The organism is Pseudomonas sp. Hp2 (genome assembly GCF_006386585.1).
GTDB classification, from domain to species: Bacteria; Pseudomonadota; Gammaproteobacteria; order Xanthomonadales; family Xanthomonadaceae; genus Pseudomonas_S; species Pseudomonas_S boreopolis.
This window is the reverse complement of sequence record NZ_VAHJ01000001.1, coordinates 844,593-862,956: the sequence shown is the minus strand read 5'-3', so window position 1 is coordinate 862,956 and position 18,364 is coordinate 844,593. Positions and strand designations below refer to the sequence as shown.

The window sequence follows — 18,364 nt, the reverse complement described above, 5'->3', positions numbered from 1 at the left end:
TGTTGGCCAAAGTGTTCGAACGCTGGACGCCGCGCTGGAGTCCCTCGGGCCGAGCCAATGCGGTATCTTTGTCTAGCAGTCAGGGGAAACCGCCAATGAACGCACTCGCATCCGTCAATCTTGTCGGCATCACCGGCATTGCCCGGCGTCTGGTCCAGGATGGGGTCCTGGACGAGGCTGCCGCGCGGTCCGCCATGGACCAGGCCGCGGTCGCCAAGGTCCCGCTGCCGCAGTGGTTCGCGGAGAAGAAGCTGGCCACCGCGGCCCAGTTGGCGGCGGCCAACTCGGTCGAGTTCGGCATGCCCTTGCTCGACGTGTCGGCCTTCGATGCCAGCCAGAGCGCGATGAGGCTGGTCAGCGAGGAGTTGCTGCAGCAGCACCAGGTGTTGCCGCTGTTCAAGCGGGGCAACAGGCTGTTCGTGGGGGTCAGCAATCCGACCCAGACCCGCGCGCTGGACGACATCAAGTTCCACACCAACCTGGCGGTGGAGCCGATCCTGGTCGACGAGGACCAGATCCGGCGCGCGCTGGAGCAGTGGCAGTCGAGCAACGGCGTCCTGGGGGCGGCGCTCGGCGACGACGACGAGGGCATCGACAATCTCGACGTCGCGGTTGGCGACGAGGACGTGGGGGCCGGCGGCGATGCCGGCATCGACGCGAAGGGCGACGACACGCCCGTCGTGAAGTTCGTCAACAAGGTGCTGGTGGACGCGATCCGCCGCGGGGCTTCGGACATCCATTTCGAGCCTTACGAGGACGACTATCGCGTCCGCTTCCGCATCGATGGCCTGCTCAAGCAGGTGGCCAGGGCGCCGGTCAAGTTGAAGGAGCGCATCGCGGCGCGCCTGAAGGTGATGTCGCAGCTGGACATCGCCGAGAAGCGCGTGCCGCAGGACGGCCGCATCAAGCTAAACCTGTCCAAGACCAAGCAGATCGATTTCCGCGTTAGCACGCTGCCGACCCTGTTCGGCGAGAAGATCGTGCTGCGCATCCTGGACGGCAGCGCGGCCAAGCTGGGCATCGACAAGCTGGGCTACGAGCCGGACCAGCAGAAGCTGTTCCTGGAGGCCATCCACAAGCCGTACGGCATGGTGCTGGTGACTGGCCCGACCGGATCGGGCAAGACGGTGTCGCTGTACACGGCGTTGGGCATCCTCAACGACGAGACCCGCAACATCTCGACGGCCGAGGATCCGGTCGAAATCCGCCTTCCCGGCGTGAACCAGGTCCAGCAGAACAACAAGCGCGGCATGACGTTCGCCGCCGCGTTGCGCTCGTTCCTGCGCCAGGACCCGGACGTGATCATGGTCGGCGAGATCCGCGACCTGGAGACGGCGGAAATCGCAATCAAGGCGGCGCAGACCGGCCACATGGTGCTGTCGACGCTGCATACCAACGATGCGCCGCAGACCATCGCACGCTTGATGAACATGGGCATCGCGCCCTACAACATAACCTCGTCGGTGACGCTGGTGATCGCCCAGCGCCTGGCGCGCCGCCTGTGCCCGCATTGCAAGCGCAAGACGGAACTGCCGGCCAACGCACTGCTGGCCGAGGGGTTCACGCTGGAGCAGATCGAAGCCGGCTTCGACCTGTACGAGCCGGTCGGTTGCGACGAGTGCACCGAAGGCTACAAGGGCCGCACCGGCATCTACCAGGTGATGCCCATGACCGACGAGATCGCCGCGATCGTGCTGGCAGGAGGTAATGCGCTGCAGATCGCCGAGGCTGCGCAGAAGCTCGGGGTGAGGGACCTGCGCCAGTCGGCGCTGCTGAAGGTGGTGCAGGGGGTGACCGGACTGGCCGAGATCAACCGGGTGACGAAGGATTGAGGCGGGCCAGTCCTGCCCTCATCCGGCGCTTCGCGTCACCTTCTCCCGCCGCGCGGGAGAAGGGATGGCTGTTCCCTACTCCATCCCCAGCTTCTTCAGTTTGTAGCGCAGGGCGCGGAAGGTGATGCCGAGCTGGGCCGCGGTGCGGGTCTTGTTCCAGCGGTTTTCTTCCAGCGCCTTCTGGATCGCCGCGCGTTCGAGTTGCTCGATGTAGGAGGGCAGGGCGGCCTTCGCCGGGTCGATGTCGACGACGGCTTCGGCGGGCTCTGCCGATGCGCCGGGCAGGCGCGGCGCGTTGTGCTGGGGCAGGCGCAGGTCGCTGGCGCTGATCTGGTCGTCTTCGGCCAGGGCCAACGCCCGTTCGAGGATGTTCTCCAGCTCGCGCACGTTGCCGGGAAAGCCGTAGTGTCCGAGCGCGTCCAGCGCGGAAGGCGAGAGCAGGGGCATCGGCCGCCCCTGGCTGCGTGCCAGGCGGGCCAGGATCGAGGCCGCGAGATGGGGCAGGTCGTCGCCGCGCTCGCGCAGCGGCGGCACGCGCAGTTCGATCACGTTGATACGGTAGTACAGGTCGTGGCGGAAGCGGCCGTCGGCGACCAGCTCGCCGAGATTCTTGTGCGTGGCCGACAGGATACGCACGTCCACCGGGACCTCGGCGGACGCGCCGACCGGGCGCACGGATTTTTCCTGGATCGCGCGCAGCAGCTTGACCTGCATCTGCAAAGGCAGTTCGGCGACCTCGTCGAGGAACAGGGTGCCGCCGCTGGCGGCCTGGAACAGGCCGGGCTTGTCGGCGTGGGCGCCGGTGAAGCTGCCCTTCTTGTGGCCGAAGAACTCGCTTTCCATCAGCTCGGCGGGGATCGCGCCGCAGTTCACCGGGACGAACGGGCCGGCAGCGCGCGCGCCCTGCTCGTGGATCGTGCGCGCAACGAGTTCCTTGCCCACGCCGGATTCGCCGAGGATGTAGACCGGCGCCTGGCTGCGCGCGACCTTGGCGATGGTGGCGCGCAGCGCGCTCATCGCCGGGGAGTCGCCCAGCAGGCGGCTGGCCTGCTCCGGCGGCGGAGGTGGCGGGGCCGGGCGCTCGCTGTTGTTCAATTCCAGCGCGTGCTTGACCATGCGGCGCAACACATGGATGTCGACCGGCTTGCTGACGAAATCGAAGGCGCCGGCCTTCAGCGCTTCCACCGCGAGGTCCATGCTGCCGAACGCGGTGATCATCGCCACGGGCGTGTGCGGATGGTGGCGGGCGATCTCGGTGACCAGCTCGATGCCGTTGCCGTCGGGCAGGCGCATGTCGGTGATGCACAGGTCGAAGCGGTTGCTGCCCAGCAGTTCGCGCGCTTCGGCGAGATTGGCGGCGGTGCTGACGCGCAGGCCCATGCGTCCGAGCGTGAGGACCAGCAGTTCGCGGATGTCGCGTTCGTCGTCGACGACGAGGGCACTTCGGCTTTCGTTCATGGGGGACAAAGATAGATCGGCGCGAACGATGACGACAAATTCTGCCGGAATATGCCGCGCGGCGTCGTTTCGGGGCTGTTCGTCGGAATCATGGCGGCGCCAGTGTATGCGGCCCGGGCAGGATCACCCGGAAGCAGGCGCCGCCCGCAGGAACCGCCACGTACTCGAGCCGGGCCTGGTTGGCGCGGCAGAGCTCGCGGGCGATGTACAGGCCAAGCCCGGTACCGTGCTCGGAAGTGGTGAAGAACGGGCGGAACAGCTGCGCGGCGACCGCGTCGGGAATCCCGGGACCGCGATCCATCACGTCGACCACCGCGCTGCGGTCCTGCGCAGCCACGCGCAACCTGACGCGCGCGGGCTCGTCCATCGTACGCCCGTACTTGAGAGCGTTGTGCACCAGGGCGGTAAGGATCTGGTGCAGGTGCTTGGGGTCGACCAGCGCCTGCACGGTGGCTTGGCTGGTGATGGCTTCCAGGCTGTCGGTCTCGATCGACAGGGTCTGCCGGTACTCCAGCACGAAGCGGCGCACGAACGCGGAGAGGTTGAGGTTCTCGGGATTGGCGCGCTCGCGCCTGGCCAGGCCGAGCACGCTTTCGACGATGCCATTGGTGCGCAGGCACTGCTGGTGGATGATCTGCAGCAGGCGGCGGTCGGCATCGCCGATCGCGGTCGATTCTTCCAGCAACTGTGCGGCATAGTTGATCGCCGCCAGCGGATTGCGGATCTCGTGGGCCAGGCTCGCGGAGAAGCGGCCCATCGCCGACAGGGTCAGCGATTCGGCGCGCCGCGACACGACGGTGGCGTCGTCGAGGAAGACCAGTGTGAGGTCGCTGTCGGCCAGCAGCCGGGCGAAGCGCGGCTGGACTTCCGGCTGGTCGGGGGAAAGCTGCAGCGGTGCCTCGTCCTGGGTCCAGCCGTTGCGCCAGCGCTGCAGGCGCCGGGCCAGCTCTGGCGCGGCGCTGGTCAGTTCGAGCTGGCCAGCGCCCGCGTGGCCGTCGGCGTCGCCGAGCAGGGCGGCGGCGGCCTCGTTCGCGAGCGCGACGCGATTGCGCGCGTCCACCACCAGCACGCCGGTGCGCATGCGGCGGATGATCAATTCGTTGATCTCGTAGAGGTTGGCGACCTGGGCGCCGCGCCGTTCGGCCAGGGCCTGGTTGTTGCGGGCGCGCTGGCCGATCTGGTGGCAGATGTAGGCCAATGCCAGGTAGCTGGTGACGAACATCGCGAGCTCGGCCAAGGTCCGGTTGCTGGCGTCGCCGTCGAGCTGGGTCCAGGCGTACTCGAGCACGGTGGCGATGCCGGCGAACACCGCGATGCCCAGGCCGTAGCGCAGCGGCAGCAGCATCGCGGCCGCCGCGACGTTGAACAGCAGCATCATCGCGATGCCGGCGCTGGCGCTGGGCAAGGCATGGATCGCCAGCGTCGCCGCGAGGATGTCCGCCGCGGTGCTGCAGGCCACGATCGGCGTCAGCCAGCGATCGTTGCGGCCCCAGAACAGCAACAGCATGGCCAGCAGCAGGTAGGCGGTGGTGACGCCTTGTGCCAGACCGGGATGCAGCGGCTTGCCGACCAGCATGGACAACGGGCTGAAGACGAGCGCGGCCAGCAGGCCGGCGACCAGCACCCGATACAGGGCGAAGAAATAGAGCTCGCGCCGGGGTACGGACTCGATCCGGTCGATGAGCGAGGCGCTGGGTGACAAGCCGGAACTCCCCTTCTGGCTGGCAGGAGCCGGAGTATAGGGGCGTGTCGATGGCGTGGTTTGCCGGGCCAGGCCGTTATGGGCGGTGCCTGGGTCCGATGCGCTGGCGCTGGCGCCCGCCGGGCCCGAACTCGCTCGCGCAAAGTCGCCGGGAATGCCCGATTTTGCGCCGCAGCCGCTCGTCGGCGACAATAGGCGGCCCGCCCGAGCACGTCAGGCAGCCCTGCAAGGCAGGGTCGCCGTGGTACCGGACGGTCGTTTCCTTTTCCCACGGTGACGCATGAATTTCCACGAATACCAGGCAAAACAATTGCTTGCCGAATACGGCATCCCGGTCCCGGCCGGCAAGGTCGCGGCGACTCCGGATGAAGCGGTCGAAGCCGCCAAGTCGTTGGGCGCCGGCCCCTGGATGGTCAAGGCGCAGATCCATGCGGGCGGCCGCGGCAAGGCCGGCGGCGTCAAGTTCTGCAAGACCGTCGACGACGTGAAGGCCGCGGCGGCCAAGATGCTCGGCACCAAGATGGCCACCTACCAGACCGCCGGCGTCGAGTTGCCGATCAACCTGGTGCTGGTGACCACCGCCGGCGAGATCGTCAAGGAACTGTACCTGTCGGTGCTGGTCGACCGCGGTACCAAGACCATCACCTACATCGCCTCGTCCGAGGGCGGCGTCGAGATCGAGCAGGTCGCCGCCGAGACCCCGGAGAAGATCCACACCCTGAACGTGGACTTCGTCGAGGGCGTGCAGGGCTACCACGGCCGCGACATCGGCTTCAAGCTGGGCCTGACCGCCAAGCAGGCCGGCCAGTTCGCCAACATCATGGTGAACCTGTACCGCATCTTCAACGAGAAGGACCTGGCGCTGGTCGAGATCAACCCGCTGGCGATCCTGGACGACGGCAACCTGTACGCGCTGGACGGCAAGTTCAACAGCGACGACAACGCCAATTTCCGCCACAAGGAACTGGTCGCCATGCGCGACAAGTCCCAGGAAGACCCGACCGAGGTGATCGCCTCGGAGCTGGACATCAACTACGTCACCATGGACGGCAACATCGGCTGCATGGTGAACGGCGCCGGCCTGGCCATGGCCACCATGGACGTCATCAAGCTCAACGGCGGCGAGCCGGCGAACTTCCTGGACGTGGGCGGCGGCGCGAACAAGCAGCGCGTGGTCGAGGCGTTCAAGCTGATCCTGTCCTCGGACAAGGTCGAAGGCATCTTCGTCAACATCTTCGGCGGCATCGTCCGCTGCGACATGATCGCCGAGGGCATCATCGCCGCGGTCAAGGAAGTGGGCGTCAAGGTGCCGGTCGTGGTGCGCCTGGAAGGCACCAACGTGGAAGAGGGCAAGCAGCTGCTGCGCGACAGCGGCATGGCCATCATCCCGGCCGACAACATCAACGACGGCGCCAAGAAGGTCGTCGAAGCGGTCAAGAAAGCCGCCTGATCCACGACACCGAAGGAAATTCCCATGTCTGTTTTGATCAACAAGAACACCAAGGTGATCGTGCAGGGCTTCACCGGCCAGCAGGGCACCTTCCACGCCACCCAGATGATCGAGTACGGCACCCAGGTCGTCGGCGGCGTCACCCCGGGCAAGGGCGGCACCACCCACCTCGAGCTGCCGGTGTTCAACACCGTGGCCGATGCCGTGCAGAACACCGGCGCCGACGCGTCGGTCATCTACGTCCCGCCGCCGTTCGCGGCCGACGCGATCCTGGAGGCCGCTGCGGCCGGCATCAAGGTCATCGTCTGCATCACCGAAGGCATCCCGGTGCTGGACATGCTGCGCGTGAAGAACGTGCTGACCCGTTCGTACCCGGACACCGTGCTGATCGGGCCGAACTGCCCCGGCGTGATCACCCCGGGCGAGTGCAAGATCGGCATCATGCCGGGCCACATCCACAAGCCGGGCAAGATCGGCATCGTCTCGCGCTCGGGCACGCTGACCTATGAAGCGGTCAAGCAGACCACTGAGGTCGGCCTGGGCCAGTCCACCTGCATCGGCATCGGTGGCGACCCGATCAACGGCCTGAACTTCGTCGACTGCCTGAAGCTGTTCAACGAAGACCCGCAGACCGAAGGCATCATCATGGTCGGCGAGATCGGCGGCGACGCCGAGGAAGCCGGTGCCGAGTACATCAAGAACCACGTGAAGAAGCCGGTCGTCGGCTTCATCGCCGGTGCCTCGGCGCCGGCCGGCAAGCGTATGGGCCATGCCGGTGCGATCGCCTCGGGCGGCAAGGGTACGGCAGAAGGCAAGTTCGCCGCGATGGAAGCGGCGGGCGTCAAGACCGTCCGCTCGCCGGGCGACCTGGGAGCGGCGATCGCTGCGCTGGTGAAGTAAGCCGGCGCTGCATTGCAGCTTTTTGGAAGGCCGCCCTCCGGGCGGCCTTTTTTCATGGGGCGAAGGCGGTGGCCCTCATTCGCCCTTCGGGCACCTTCTCCCGCGAGCGGGAGAAGGAAATCGCGAGCTTTCACTTTCCACGAAGGAGGAAGGAGCCGCGGGTTTTCCCCTTTCCGCGAGGGAAGGAGGTAGCGAGTTTTTCCTTCCAGCGGGGAGGAGGAAGTCGCGAGTCTTGAGGTGAGAAGGAGCCTGCGAGCTTTTCCCTTCCAGCAAGGGCGAGAAGGAGCCGTGAGCTTTTCACTTCCGGCAAGGGGAAAAGGAGCCGCGAGCTTTTCCCCAGCAAGAAGAAGGAGTCGGCGAGCTTCCCCCCAGCAAGAGGAAGAAGGAGTCGGCGAGCTTCTCCCCAGCAAGAAGGAGCAGGAGCCGGCGGGCTTTTCCCCTCTCCCGCTTGCGGGAGAGGGGTAGGGGTGAGGGCGCTTCCCTACATCAAATTCCCGCCTCCTCCGATCCCGCGCCTCGGCTCGCCGTTCGATCCTCATGCATCTCCTGCAAGGAAAGGGCGGGATGCGCAACGGACAGAAAACCTCATCCGCCAGAGTTCTCCGCGGCCGGATGACCGACGCCGAGCGTCGGCTCTGGTACAGGCTGCGCGACCGCCGCCTGTTCGGCTGCAAGTTTCGCCGCCAATGCCCGATCGGTCCGTACGTGGTCGATTTCGCTTGTCTGGAACGGCGGCTCGTGATCGAACTCGACGGTAGCCAGCACCTCGATTGCCAGGCGGATTCCCGGCGCGACGCTTTCCTGGCGGGCGAGGGCTTCGCGGTCCTGCGGTTCTGGAATAATGAGGCGTTGGCGAATACCGACACGGTCTGCGGCGAGATCGCACGATGGTTGGCGGAACATCGCCCGATCCCATATCGGCCGCCGCACGGCGGCATCCCGTGAAAGGCTGCCCGACATGTCCAAGACCCTTCGCATCGCCCTGGCCCAGTTCGATTTCCCGGTAGGCGCCGTCGCGCAGAATACCGACCGCATCATCGAGATGATCGGCCACGCGCGCGACGAGTTCGGCGCCGACGTGGTGCTGTTTCCCGAACTGGCGGTCAGCGGCTATCCGCCGGAGGACCTGCTGCTGAGGCCGGGGTTCCTGGCGCACTGCGCGGAGGCGATCGAGCGCATCGCCGCGGCCGCGAAGGGCATCGTCGCGGTGGTCGGCTGGCCGCAGAGCGCGGGCGCGGTGGTCTACAACGCGGCCAGCGTGCTGCGCGAAGGCCGTATCGCGCAGACCTACCGCAAGCGCGAACTGCCCAACTACGCGGTGTTCGACGAGCGCCGCTACTTCGACGTGGATCCGGATGGCGGCAGCTGCGTGTTCGAGGTCAAGGACGTGCCGGTCGGCCTGGTGATCTGCGAGGACCTGTGGTTCTCCGAGCCGCTGGCGGATACCGTGCGCAACGGCGCCGAACTGGTGCTGGTGCCGAACGCATCGCCGTTCGAGCGCGGCAAGCATGCGCAGCGCGACGCGCTGCTCGCCGAGCGCACGCGCGAGAGCGGTGCGGCGATCGCCTACCTCAACGTGGTCGGCGGGCAGGACGCGCTGGTGTTCGACGGCGCGTCGGTGGTCGCCGACGGCGACGGCACCGTGCATCCGGCCGCGGCGGCGTTCACCGACCAATGGCTGGTGGTGGACTACGCCGCCGGCGAGCGCCGCTTCGCGCCGGTGGTGTGGATGGACGACGGCGACGAGAGCATGGACGCGCTGGCCTGGCGCGCGGTGGTGCGCGGGGTGCAGGACTACTGCCGCAAGAATGGATTTTCGAAGGTGTGGCTGGGCCTGTCCGGCGGCATCGATTCGGCGCTGGTGCTGGCGATCGCGGTCGATGCGCTGGGGGCGGACAACGTCACCGCGGTGCGGCTGCCGTCGCGCTACACCGCCGGGCTGTCCAACGACCTGGCCGAGGAACAGTGCCGCGCGCTGGGGGTGAGGCTGGAGACCGTGCAGATCGAGCCGGCCTTCAAGGGGTTGCTGGAATCGCTGGGGCCGCTGTTCGCCGGCACCGAGCCGGACATCACCGAGGAGAACCTGCAGTCGCGCAGCCGCGGCGTGATCCTGATGGCACTGTCCAACAAGTTCGGCGGGCTGCTGCTGACCACCGGCAACAAGAGCGAATACGCGGTCGGCTACGCGACGATCTATGGCGACATGTGCGGCGGCTATGCGCCATTGAAGGACCTCTACAAGACCGAGGTGTTCGGGCTGGCGAAGTGGCGCAACACGGTGGGCGGCGCGCCGGTGATCCCGCCAGCGGTGATCGCGCGCCCGCCCTCGGCCGAACTGCGCGAGAACCAGAAGGACCAGGACTCGCTGCCGCCCTACGACGTGCTCGACGGCATCCTGTACCGCTACGTGGACCAGGAGCAGTCGCGCGAGGACATCGTCGCCGCCGGGTATGCCGCCGAGACCGTGGACCACGTGCTGCGCCTGGTGCGGATCAACGAATGGAAGCGCCACCAGGCCGCTCCGGGGCCGAAGGTGTCGCGGCGGGCGTTCGGGCGCGAACGGCGCTATCCGATCACCAACGGCTATCGCGGGCAGTGAAAGAGGGGGCGAAAGCCCCTTCTTCTGGGGGACTGCCAGTGCCGGGTGATGCTCCTGCGGGAGGGACTTCAGTTCGTGCCGCAGAAAAGCCAGTGAGCTATAGGGCTTGGCGCGCCGCCGCGCGAGGCGATGTCACCATTGGGGGCTGTCCCGTGGGAGGACTTCGGTGCCGGACGCTTGGCCAGAGGATCCCGAATCGAGCGACAGCCCAGTCGATGGCCGTGGACGCGGCTTCGGCCGGAAGCTCCCTCGGGAAGGCCTCATCGCGGCTGAAGCCGCTCCTACGGGAGACAGGATCCGTAGGCGCTGAATGAAGATCCGCGACGAGAAAGGGGCCCTGGAGGCCCCTTTCATGGTTGCGTGAATTCCGCTTTTGCTAGTTGCGATTCATCTTGGCGTTGGCCTGGCCGGTAGCGGCCGACTTCTCGCCCGCGAACGGGTTCAGCTTGCGGATCGCCCACGGGTACTTGGGCCAGTCGCCGGTCAGCCAGGGGTGCTTCGGATCGTTCATCTCGAGCACGCGGCGGGCATCGTCGGCGAGCTGCTTGTTGCCCAGGTGGGTATAGGCCTCGGCCAGCACCGCCACGGCGTCGTACTGGAACGCGCTCTGCGGGTAGGTCTCGAGGATGTAGTTGGCGCGGCCGGCGGCCGACACCCAGGCGGTGCGGCGCAGGTAGTACAGCGCGTTGTCCAGCTCGTACTGCGCGAACGTGTCGCGCAGCGCGATCATGCGCAGGCGGGCGTCGGCGGCGTAGCGGCTGTTCGGGTAGCGGTCGGCGACGGTGTTGAAGTCGTTGTAGGCCTGCTGCGGGGTGGACAGGTCGCGGCGGCTCGGGTCGAGCGACCACACCTTGCGCAGGAACACCGTGTCGCGGTTGCTGTTGGCCAGGCCGCGCAGGTAGTACAGGTAGGCGATGTTGCGGTGGGTCGGGTAGGTGCGGATGAAGCGGTCGATGCTGGAGACCGCGTCCTCGTTCTTGCCGGCCTTGTACTGGGCGTAGGCGCTCTCGATCATCGCCTGCTCGGTGTACGGGCCGTACGGGTACTGGGCGATCAGGCGCTTGAAGCTGGCCTCCGCACCGGCCCAGTTGCCCTTTTCCATCAGGCCGTGGGCCTTCTCATAGATCTGCTCGACGGGCGCGCCCTCGTCGGGGTTCTTCTTGGCGCCGCGGTGGCAGCCCGTGGCGACCACCACCAGGGCGAGCAGCAGGGCGGCGATGCGGACGGGCGCGTGGAGCTTGGAGCGTCGGATCATGGGTCGAGGGCAGGACGCGTCAGGAATACGAAAGGGCGATAATAGCCTAGTGGCCTGTCCGGCGACTGACTTCGGCCGGCCAGGTCCCGATTTCTCTTCACTTTCCCGGTTCCCCATGTCCGACAACCTCCCCGAATCCCCGCGCCAGGCCGTCGTGCCGGACCAGGCCGCGGGCCGCCGCTTCGATGCCGTGCTGGCCGAGCTGTTTCCTGAATTCTCGCGCTCGCGGCTGGCCGAATGGATCAAGTCGGGCGACGTGCTGCTGGACGGCGAGCCGGCCCGGCCGCGCGACCCGGTCCGCGGCGGCGAGACCGTGCGGTTGCAGGCGGTGCTGGAAACCCAGACCCACGCCGAGCCCCAGGACATCCCGCTGGACATCCTGTACCAGGACGACCAGGTGTTCGTGGTGAACAAGCCGGCCGGGCTGGTGGTCCATCCCGGCGCCGGCAACCCGGACGGCACCCTGGTCAACGCCCTGCTGTTCCGCGATCCGGCGCTGTCGGCGCTGCCGCGCGCCGGCGTGGTGCACCGGCTCGACAAGGACACCAGCGGGGTGATGGTGGTGGCGCGCACGCTCCAGGCGCAGACCGCGCTGGTGGAGCAGCTGGCCGCGCGCGAGGTGCACCGGCAGTACCTGGCGGTGGTGGTGGGGGCGCTGGTGTCCGGCGGCACCGCCAATGCCGCGATCGAGCGCCACCCGCGCGACCGGTTGCGGATGGCGGTGCGCGAGGACGGCAAGGAGGCGGTGACCCATTACCGGCTGCGCGAGCGGTTCCGCGCGCATACCGCGCTGGAGTGCCGGCTGGAAACCGGGCGCACCCACCAGATCCGCGTGCACATGGCGCACCTGAAGCACCCGATCGTCGGCGATCCGCTCTACGGCGGCCCGCTCAAGCTGCCCAAGGGCGCGACCGAGGACCTGGTCGCCGGGCTGCGCGGCTTCAAGCGCCAGGCGCTGCATGCGGAGACGCTGGAGTTCGCGCATCCGGCCAGCGGCGAGCCGGTCCGTGCCGTCGCGCCGGTGCCGGCCGACATGCAGCGGTTGCTGGCGGTGCTGCGCGAGGATTCCGCGCTGGCCGCCGAGCGGGAGCGGCGCTGACATGGCGGGCGTGCCGCTGCTGCGGGCGGATTGGCCGGCGCCTCCCGGCGTGCGGGCGTTCACCACGCTGCGGCACGGGGCAGGCGGCTCGCAGCCGCCGTTCGACCATTTCAACCAGGGCAATCGCTACGCGGCCGATGGCGACGACCCGGCCCAGGTCCAGCGCAATCGCGACGAACTGGCGGCCCTGGCCGGGCTGCCGTCGCCGCCGCACTGGCTGCGACAGGTGCACGGCACCGGCGTGCTGCGTTTCGAGGCGCCCCCGGCGGCGCAGGGGATCGAGGCCGAACCGACCGCCGATGCGGCGGTGACCGCGGTGCCGGGCGTGGTGCTGGCGATCCTGACCGCCGATTGCCTGCCGGTGGTCTTCGCCGCCGCGGACGGCAGCGAGGTCGGCGCGGCGCATGCCGGCTGGCGCGGGCTGGCCGACGGGGTGCTGGAGCGCACCGTCGCCGCACTGCGGACCGCGCCCGGGCACCTGCGGGCCTGGCTGGGCCCGGCAGCGGGATCGCAGGCCTACGAGGTCGGCGAGGACGTGTTCCACGCCTTCGTCGATGCCGATCCGGGAGCGCGGGCGGCTTTCGCCGCGACCCGGCCGGGGCACTGGAAGGTCGACCTGTACGCATTGGCCCGGCGGCGACTGGCGGCGGCAGGGGTCCCGGCCGACGCGATCCATGGCGGCGGCCTGTGCACGATCTCCGACCCCCAGCGGTTCTTCTCGCATCGCCGCGATCGCCGCAGCGGCCGCATGGCGACCCTGGCCTGGATCGCGCGCTGACCTCGCCCTTGTTCGAGGAAGATGCGGCGGTGGAGGTCGCGCTACCCCAGGTTCGGTCGGCACGGTGCCTGCCTGGCGCCGGACGTGTCGCTGCGCGGGCGGTCCCTCTCGGCTAGATCCGGAAGGGCTGGGCGACAGGTTGGCGGGAGGGACTTCAGTCCCGATGCTTGCCGCCAAAGCCCGCCGGGACTGAAGTCCATCCCGCAAGATCACGGGGGAACATGAAAAAAACCGGCCATCTTGCGATGGCCGGTCCGATTCCCGGAGCTGCGCTGCGACTTACAGCGATTGCATCTCCGGATTGGCATTGCGGTTCTTCTCCTTCTCGGCCGGCTTGGCCGCCGGAGCCGGTGCTGGCGCGCCATCCGCCTGAGTGACCGGCACTTCCAGGTAGGGCAGGTGCAGCGCCTGGCTGGTCATGCCGCGGATCTCGTTGGTCAGGGCCGCGCTGTCGTTGAGCTTGCGCCCGTAGGACGGGATGATGTCCTTCAGGCGCGCCTGCCAGCCGGCGGCCATTTCCCTCGGGAACGCCTTGGCCATCAGGTCCAGCATGATCGGCGGCGAGGTCGAGGCGCCGGGCGAGGCGCCCAGCAGCGCGGCGATGGTCTTGTCCTTGTCGGTCACGATCTCGGTGCCGAACTGCAAGATCGCGCCCTTTTCCGGGTCGCGCTTGATGATCTGCACGCGCTGGCCGGCGGTGATCAGCTTCCAGTCCTCGCGCTTGGCGTTGGGGTAGTACTTGAGCAGTTCGGCCTGGCGGTCCGCGTCGGTCAGCTCGGCCTGCTGCATCAGGTACTTCACCAGGTCGAGGTTGTCCTTGCCGACCTTCAGCATGTCGACCACGTTGTCGTGGTTGACCGAGGAGTACAGGTCGAACCAGGAGCCGTCCTTCAGGAACTTGGTGCTGTACAGCGCGAACGGCCCGAACAGCACCACCGGCTTGCCGTCGAGCTTGCGCGCGTCGATGTGCGGCACCGACATCGGCGGCGAGCCGGTCTCGGCCATGCCGTAGACCTTGACCTTGTGGCGCTCGGCGATGGCCGGCGCCTCGAAGGCCAGGAACTGCCCGCCGACCGGGAAGCCGGCGTAGTCCTTGGCCTCCGGGATGCCCGACAGCTGCAGCAGCTTGAGCGCGGCGCCGCCGGCGCCGATGAAGACGAAGCGGGACTTGACCGTGTGTTCCTGGCCGCTCTTGAGATCCTTGACGGTGACGTTCCAGGTCTTGTCGTCGTTCTGGCGCAAGGCGGTGACTTCATGCTGCAGCTGCAGCTTGAAGTTGGGATTGCGTTGCAGGGCGCGGGTCAGCTCGTTGGTGATCACGCCGAAATTGACGTCGGTGCCCAGCGGCATGTAGGTCGCGGCCACCTTCTGGTTGGGATCGCGGCCTTCCATCACCAGCGGCGCCCATTGCTTGATCTGCTCCGGGTCGGTGGAGAACTGCATGCCGTAGAACAGTGGGTTCTTGACCAGGGCGTCGTGGCGCTTGCGCAGGTACTCGATGCGGTCGTCGCCCCAGACGAAGCTCATGTGCGGGGTCGGGTTGATGAACTCCGACGGTTCCGGCAGCCGGCCCTGCTTGACCTGGTAGGACCAGAACTGGCGCGAGATCTCGAACTGCTCGGCGATGCCGACCGCACGCTTGGTCTCGATCGAGCCGTCCGGCAGCTCCGGCGTGTAGTTGAGCTCGGCGAAGGCGGAGTGGCCGGTGCCGGCGTTGTTCCAGCCGTTGGAGCTTTCCAGGGCCACGCCGTCCAGGCGCTCGAACAGTTCCAAGCGCCAGTCGGGCTGCAGTTCCTGCAGGTAGGTGGCCAGCGTGACGCTCATGATGCCGCCGCCGACGAGCACGACGTCCACGGGCTTGTCGTTCTCGGCGGGCGGCACCGAGCGCTCGTGGAGCGGCCAATAGAGGAACAGCACGCCCGCCAGTAGCAGCAGCACTACGACGCCTGCCAGGACCTTGATGAATTTCTTCATTGGATACTCGGGATGGGAGAGGGGGAGCCGTGCCATCGGAGCTGGATGCGGACGCGACGGGGCGCGTGCGTCGGGCAGGCACGAAGGTCGATTTTACTGCAATGCAGCATAATGGCCCTCCCGGCGCCGGCAGGGCTCGCTGGATCAGCCGCCCGCCTGCAGGGCCCGAAGATAGCACCGCCGCCAGTGGTTGATGTCGTTGCGGCGTAAATGCTCCATCATCGCCTGCCAGCGCTCGACCCGCTTGGGCCGGGCGAGGGTGGCGGCGGTGGCGATCGCGTCGGCGACCCCGTCCAGGTCGTGCGGGTTGACCAGCAGGGCCTCCTTCATCTCGTCGGCGGCGCCGGCCAGCAGCGACAGCACCAGCACGCCGGGATTGTCCGGGTCCTGCGCCGCCACGTACTCCTTGGCGACCAGGTTCATGCCGTCGCGCAGCGGGGTCACCAGGCCGACCGCGGCCGTGCGGTAGAAGCCGGTGAGGGTGGCGTGGGTGAAGTTCTGGTTGACGTAGCGCAGCGGCGTCCAGTCCGGCTCGGCGTGGCTGCCGTTGATGTGCCCGGCGATCTGTTCGAGCTGGTTGCGCAGTTGGCGGTACTCGGCGACGTCGCCGCGCGAGACCGGGGCGATCTGCAGGTAGGTCAGGCTGCCGCGCTGGTCGGGATGGCGGTCGAGATAACGCTCGAAGCCGAGGAAGCGCTCGGGCAGGCCCTTGGAGTAGTCGAGCCGGTCGACGCCGATCGCGAGCTGGCGCCCGCTCAGGCTGGTGCGCAGGTCGCGCACGGCCTGCTTGGACATCGCCACCTTGGCCTGCCGGGCGATCTGCTCGGTATCGATGCCGATCGGGAACGCGGCGGCGCGGAAGCGGCGCCCGTCCGGGGCTTCCACCAGGTCGCCGTCGAGCAGCCGGCCGCCGCCGAACAGGCGCACGTACGACTTGAACCGGTCCACGTCGCGCTGGGTCTGGAAACCGACCAGGTCGTAGGCATACAGGCTGGGGAAGAAGCGCGCATGGTCCGGCATGGCCTGCACCAGGTCGGCCGAAGGCATGGGCACGTGCAGGAAGAAGCCGATCCGCCCGCCGAAGCCGCGCTCGCGCAACAGCGCGCCGAGGGGGATCAGGTGGTAGTCGTGGATCCAGACGACGTCGCTGTCGCGCAGCATCGGCGCGAGCTTTTCGGCGAACAGCGCGTTGACCCGGCGATAGCCGTCGCGGGTGGCGCGGTCGTAGTCGACCAGGTCCAGCCGGAAGTGCAGCAGCGGCCACAGCGTTCGGTTGGCGAACCCGTTGTAGTAGGCGTCGATGTCGCGCTTGTTGAGGTCCATGGTGACGAAGCGGATGTCGCCATCCTGGTGCTCGTGCAGGGCGCCGCTGTCGCCGCGCACGGTCTTGCCGCTCCAGCCGAACCAGATGCCGCCCTGCTCCTTGAGCGCGGCCAGCAGGCCGACGGCGAGGCCGCCGGCGCGGCTTTCGCCGGGCACCGCGACGCGGTTGGATACCACCACCAGTCGGCTCATGACGCTTCCCTCCAGCTGCGCGACAGCCGCATCGCCGCGATGATCAGGCCGACGTGCGAATAGGTCTGCGGAAAATTGCCCCAGGCTTCCCCGTCCTCGAAGGCCAGGTCTTCCGACAGCAGGCCCAGGTGGTTGCGGCGCGCCAGCACGCTTTCGAACAGCTGCCGCGCCTCGTCCATGCGGCCGATGGCCGCCAGCGCGTCGATGTACCAGAAGGTGCAGATGGTGAAGCTGGTCTCCGGCTCGCCGAAGTCGTCGGGCGCGATGTAGCGGTACAGCGAGTCGCCGTGCTTGAGGGTGCGGCCGATCGCCTCGACCGTGGCGATGAAGCGCAGGTCGTCGCTGGCGACGATGCCGATGTCGGCCAGCAGCAGCAGGGACGCATCCAGGCGGTGGCCGCCGAGCGTGTCGGTGAAATGGTTGCGCTCTTCGCTCCAGGCGTCCTGCAGCACGCGCTGGCGGATCGTGTCGGCGCGCTCGCGCCAGTAGCCGATGCGTTCGTCCAGGCCGAGCCGGTGGGCGATCTTGGACAGCCGGTCGCACGCGGCCCAGCACATCGCCGCCGTGTAGGTATGCACCTCGGCGCGCCCGCGGAACTCCCACAGTCCGGCATCGGGCACGTCGTGCAGCGCGTAGGCGCGCTCGCCGAGCGGCTCCAGCCGGCGGAAGGTGTGCTCGTCGCCGGGGTCCTTCAGGCGCTGGTCGAAGAACAGCTGGGTGGAGGCGAGCACCACGCTGCCGTAGACGTCGTGCTGTTTCTGGATCCAGGCCAGGTTGCCGCGCCGCACCGGGCCCATGCCGCGATAGCCGGCCAGCGAGTCGACCTCGTGTTCTTCCAGCTGCGACTCGAAGCCGATGCCGTACAGCGGCTGCAGCGTGCCGTCGCTGGTGGCGATGTTGAAGATGTAGGCGATGAACTGCTCCATCGTGCGGGTCGCGCCGAGCCGGTTGAGCGCGCGCACCACGAAGGCGGCGTCGCGCAGCCAGCAGTAGCGGTAGTCCCAGTTGCGCGGCGTGTTGGGCGCCTCCGGGATCGAGGTGGTCATCGCGGCGATGATGGCGCCGCTGTCCTCGTACTGGCACAGCTTGAGGGTGATCGCGCTGCGGATCACCGCATCCTGCCAGTCGAGGCGGATGGACAGGTAGCGCACCCATTCGCGCCAGTAGTCCTCGGTGCGCTCCTGCGCCTCCTGCACGTAGCCGGTGAGGGAGCGGTTGAGCGACTCGTCCACGCCCAGCACCAGGTTGACCGGGTGGTTGAGCACGAATGGCAGCCCGTCGCGGATGAAGCGCACCGGCACGTCGGTGGTCAGGCGCAGGGTGAAGTCCGGCAGCAGCCAGCGGATGTGGTTGCTGCCCCAGGTCGATTCCGGCTTGCGCGAGCCCCAGTCCGCCAGCGGGCGGGCGCGTACGATGATGCGCGGGTTGCCGGACAGCGGGCGGATCTGGCGGATGATGCTGACCGGGCGGTAGAACCGCCCGTTGTTGCGCCAGCGCGGCGCGAAGTCGATCACCTCGATCGCGCCGCCCTTGTCGTCGCGGAGCACCGTGCGCAGGATCGCGGTGTTGGTGATGTAGCTCTGCTCGCTGCCGACCAGGCCTTCCAGCTCGACGGCGAAATCGCCGCCGGGCTGCTCGCGCGGCGAAAGCAGCGCGCAGAAGGCGGGGTCGCCGTCGAACGCGGGCATGCAGCTCCACACGACGCGCGCCTGCTTGTCGATCAGCGCGCCGAAGCTGCAGTTGCCGATCACGCCCAAGTCGAGATTGGGGACGCTTGGAACCGGTGAGTTCATGGAGTGTCT

Annotated in this window: 13 protein-coding genes; 7 read left to right on the top strand and 6 right to left on the bottom strand. The window is 68.0% G+C overall.

All coding sequences use genetic code 11. The features are described 5' to 3' along the window. The first annotated feature begins 95 nt into the window (after nt 1-95). Nucleotides 96-1,832: a type IV-A pilus assembly ATPase PilB gene (pilB, locus tag FD678_RS03590; protein ID WP_140719339.1), complete on the top strand. Its 1,737-nt coding sequence runs from the start codon at nt 96-98 to the stop codon at nt 1,830-1,832. Between the two features lie 75 nt (nt 1,833-1,907). Here pilB and FD678_RS03585 read toward each other — a convergent pair whose 3' ends face one another. Then, nucleotides 1,908-3,290, bottom strand: a complete 1,383-nt coding sequence (locus tag FD678_RS03585; RefSeq protein ID WP_177497541.1) for a sigma-54-dependent transcriptional regulator — start codon at nt 3,288-3,290, stop codon at nt 1,908-1,910. Between the two features lie 88 nt (nt 3,291-3,378). Next, a complete protein-coding gene (locus tag FD678_RS03580; RefSeq protein WP_140719335.1) occupies nt 3,379-4,992 on the bottom strand; it encodes a sensor histidine kinase in 1,614 nt (537 codons plus the stop codon). 280 nt (nt 4,993-5,272) lie between these two features. Between FD678_RS03580 and sucC the strand changes: the two genes are divergently transcribed. From sucC to FD678_RS03560, 4 genes are all read left to right on the top strand, one after another. Then, entirely contained in the window at nt 5,273-6,442 is a 1,170-nt protein-coding gene (gene sucC / locus FD678_RS03575) for an ADP-forming succinate--CoA ligase subunit beta (RefSeq protein ID WP_140719333.1), read from the top strand. Between the two features lie 24 nt (nt 6,443-6,466). Continuing rightward, nucleotides 6,467-7,342 (top strand): succinate--CoA ligase subunit alpha, encoded by an 876-nt coding sequence (sucD, locus tag FD678_RS03570; RefSeq protein WP_140719331.1) that lies wholly within the window; start codon nt 6,467-6,469, stop codon nt 7,340-7,342. A gap of 564 nt (nt 7,343-7,906) precedes the next feature. Continuing rightward, on the top strand, nt 7,907-8,287 hold the full coding sequence (locus tag FD678_RS03565; RefSeq protein WP_140719329.1) for an endonuclease domain-containing protein: 381 nt from the start codon (nt 7,907-7,909) through the stop codon (nt 8,285-8,287). Nucleotides 8,288-8,300: 13 nt separating this feature from the next. Then, nucleotides 8,301-9,941, top strand: a complete 1,641-nt coding sequence (locus FD678_RS03560) for an NAD+ synthase (RefSeq protein WP_140719327.1) — start codon at nt 8,301-8,303, stop codon at nt 9,939-9,941. A 376-nt stretch (nt 9,942-10,317) separates the two neighbouring features. On the opposite strand, the gene FD678_RS03555 is transcribed toward FD678_RS03560, so the two are convergent. Beyond that, nucleotides 10,318-11,196: an outer membrane protein assembly factor BamD gene (locus tag FD678_RS03555; RefSeq protein ID WP_140719325.1), complete on the bottom strand. Its 879-nt coding sequence runs from the start codon at nt 11,194-11,196 to the stop codon at nt 10,318-10,320. A gap of 115 nt (nt 11,197-11,311) precedes the next feature. Here FD678_RS03555 and rluD point away from each other — a divergent pair, with 115 nt between their 5' ends. Together rluD and pgeF are read left to right on the top strand one after the other, a co-directional pair. Continuing rightward, nucleotides 11,312-12,295 carry a 23S rRNA pseudouridine(1911/1915/1917) synthase RluD gene (gene rluD, locus FD678_RS03550; RefSeq protein ID WP_140719323.1) on the top strand — a complete coding sequence of 328 codons (984 nt, stop codon included), beginning with the start codon at nt 11,312-11,314 and terminating at the stop codon, nt 12,293-12,295. 1 nt (nt 12,296) lies between these two features. Further along, a complete protein-coding gene (gene pgeF, locus FD678_RS03545) occupies nt 12,297-13,073 on the top strand; it encodes a peptidoglycan editing factor PgeF (RefSeq protein ID WP_140719321.1) in 777 nt (258 codons plus the stop codon). A 279-nt stretch (nt 13,074-13,352) separates the two neighbouring features. On the opposite strand, the gene mqo is transcribed toward pgeF, so the two are convergent. The 3 genes from mqo to FD678_RS03530 form a co-directional block, all read right to left on the bottom strand. After that, on the bottom strand, nt 13,353-15,047 hold the full coding sequence (gene mqo / locus FD678_RS03540) for a malate dehydrogenase (quinone) (protein ID WP_140719319.1): 1,695 nt from the start codon (nt 15,045-15,047) through the stop codon (nt 13,353-13,355). A 144-nt stretch (nt 15,048-15,191) separates the two neighbouring features. Then, complete coding sequence (gene otsA / locus FD678_RS03535; protein WP_140719316.1) at nt 15,192-16,562, bottom strand: alpha,alpha-trehalose-phosphate synthase (UDP-forming); 1,371 nt, start codon at nt 16,560-16,562, stop codon at nt 15,192-15,194. After that, entirely contained in the window at nt 16,559-18,355 is a 1,797-nt protein-coding gene (locus FD678_RS03530) for a glycoside hydrolase family 15 protein (RefSeq protein ID WP_140719314.1), read from the bottom strand. Before FD678_RS03530 ends, otsA begins: the two co-directional genes overlap by 4 nt. Nucleotides 18,356-18,364: the final 9 nt, after the last annotated feature.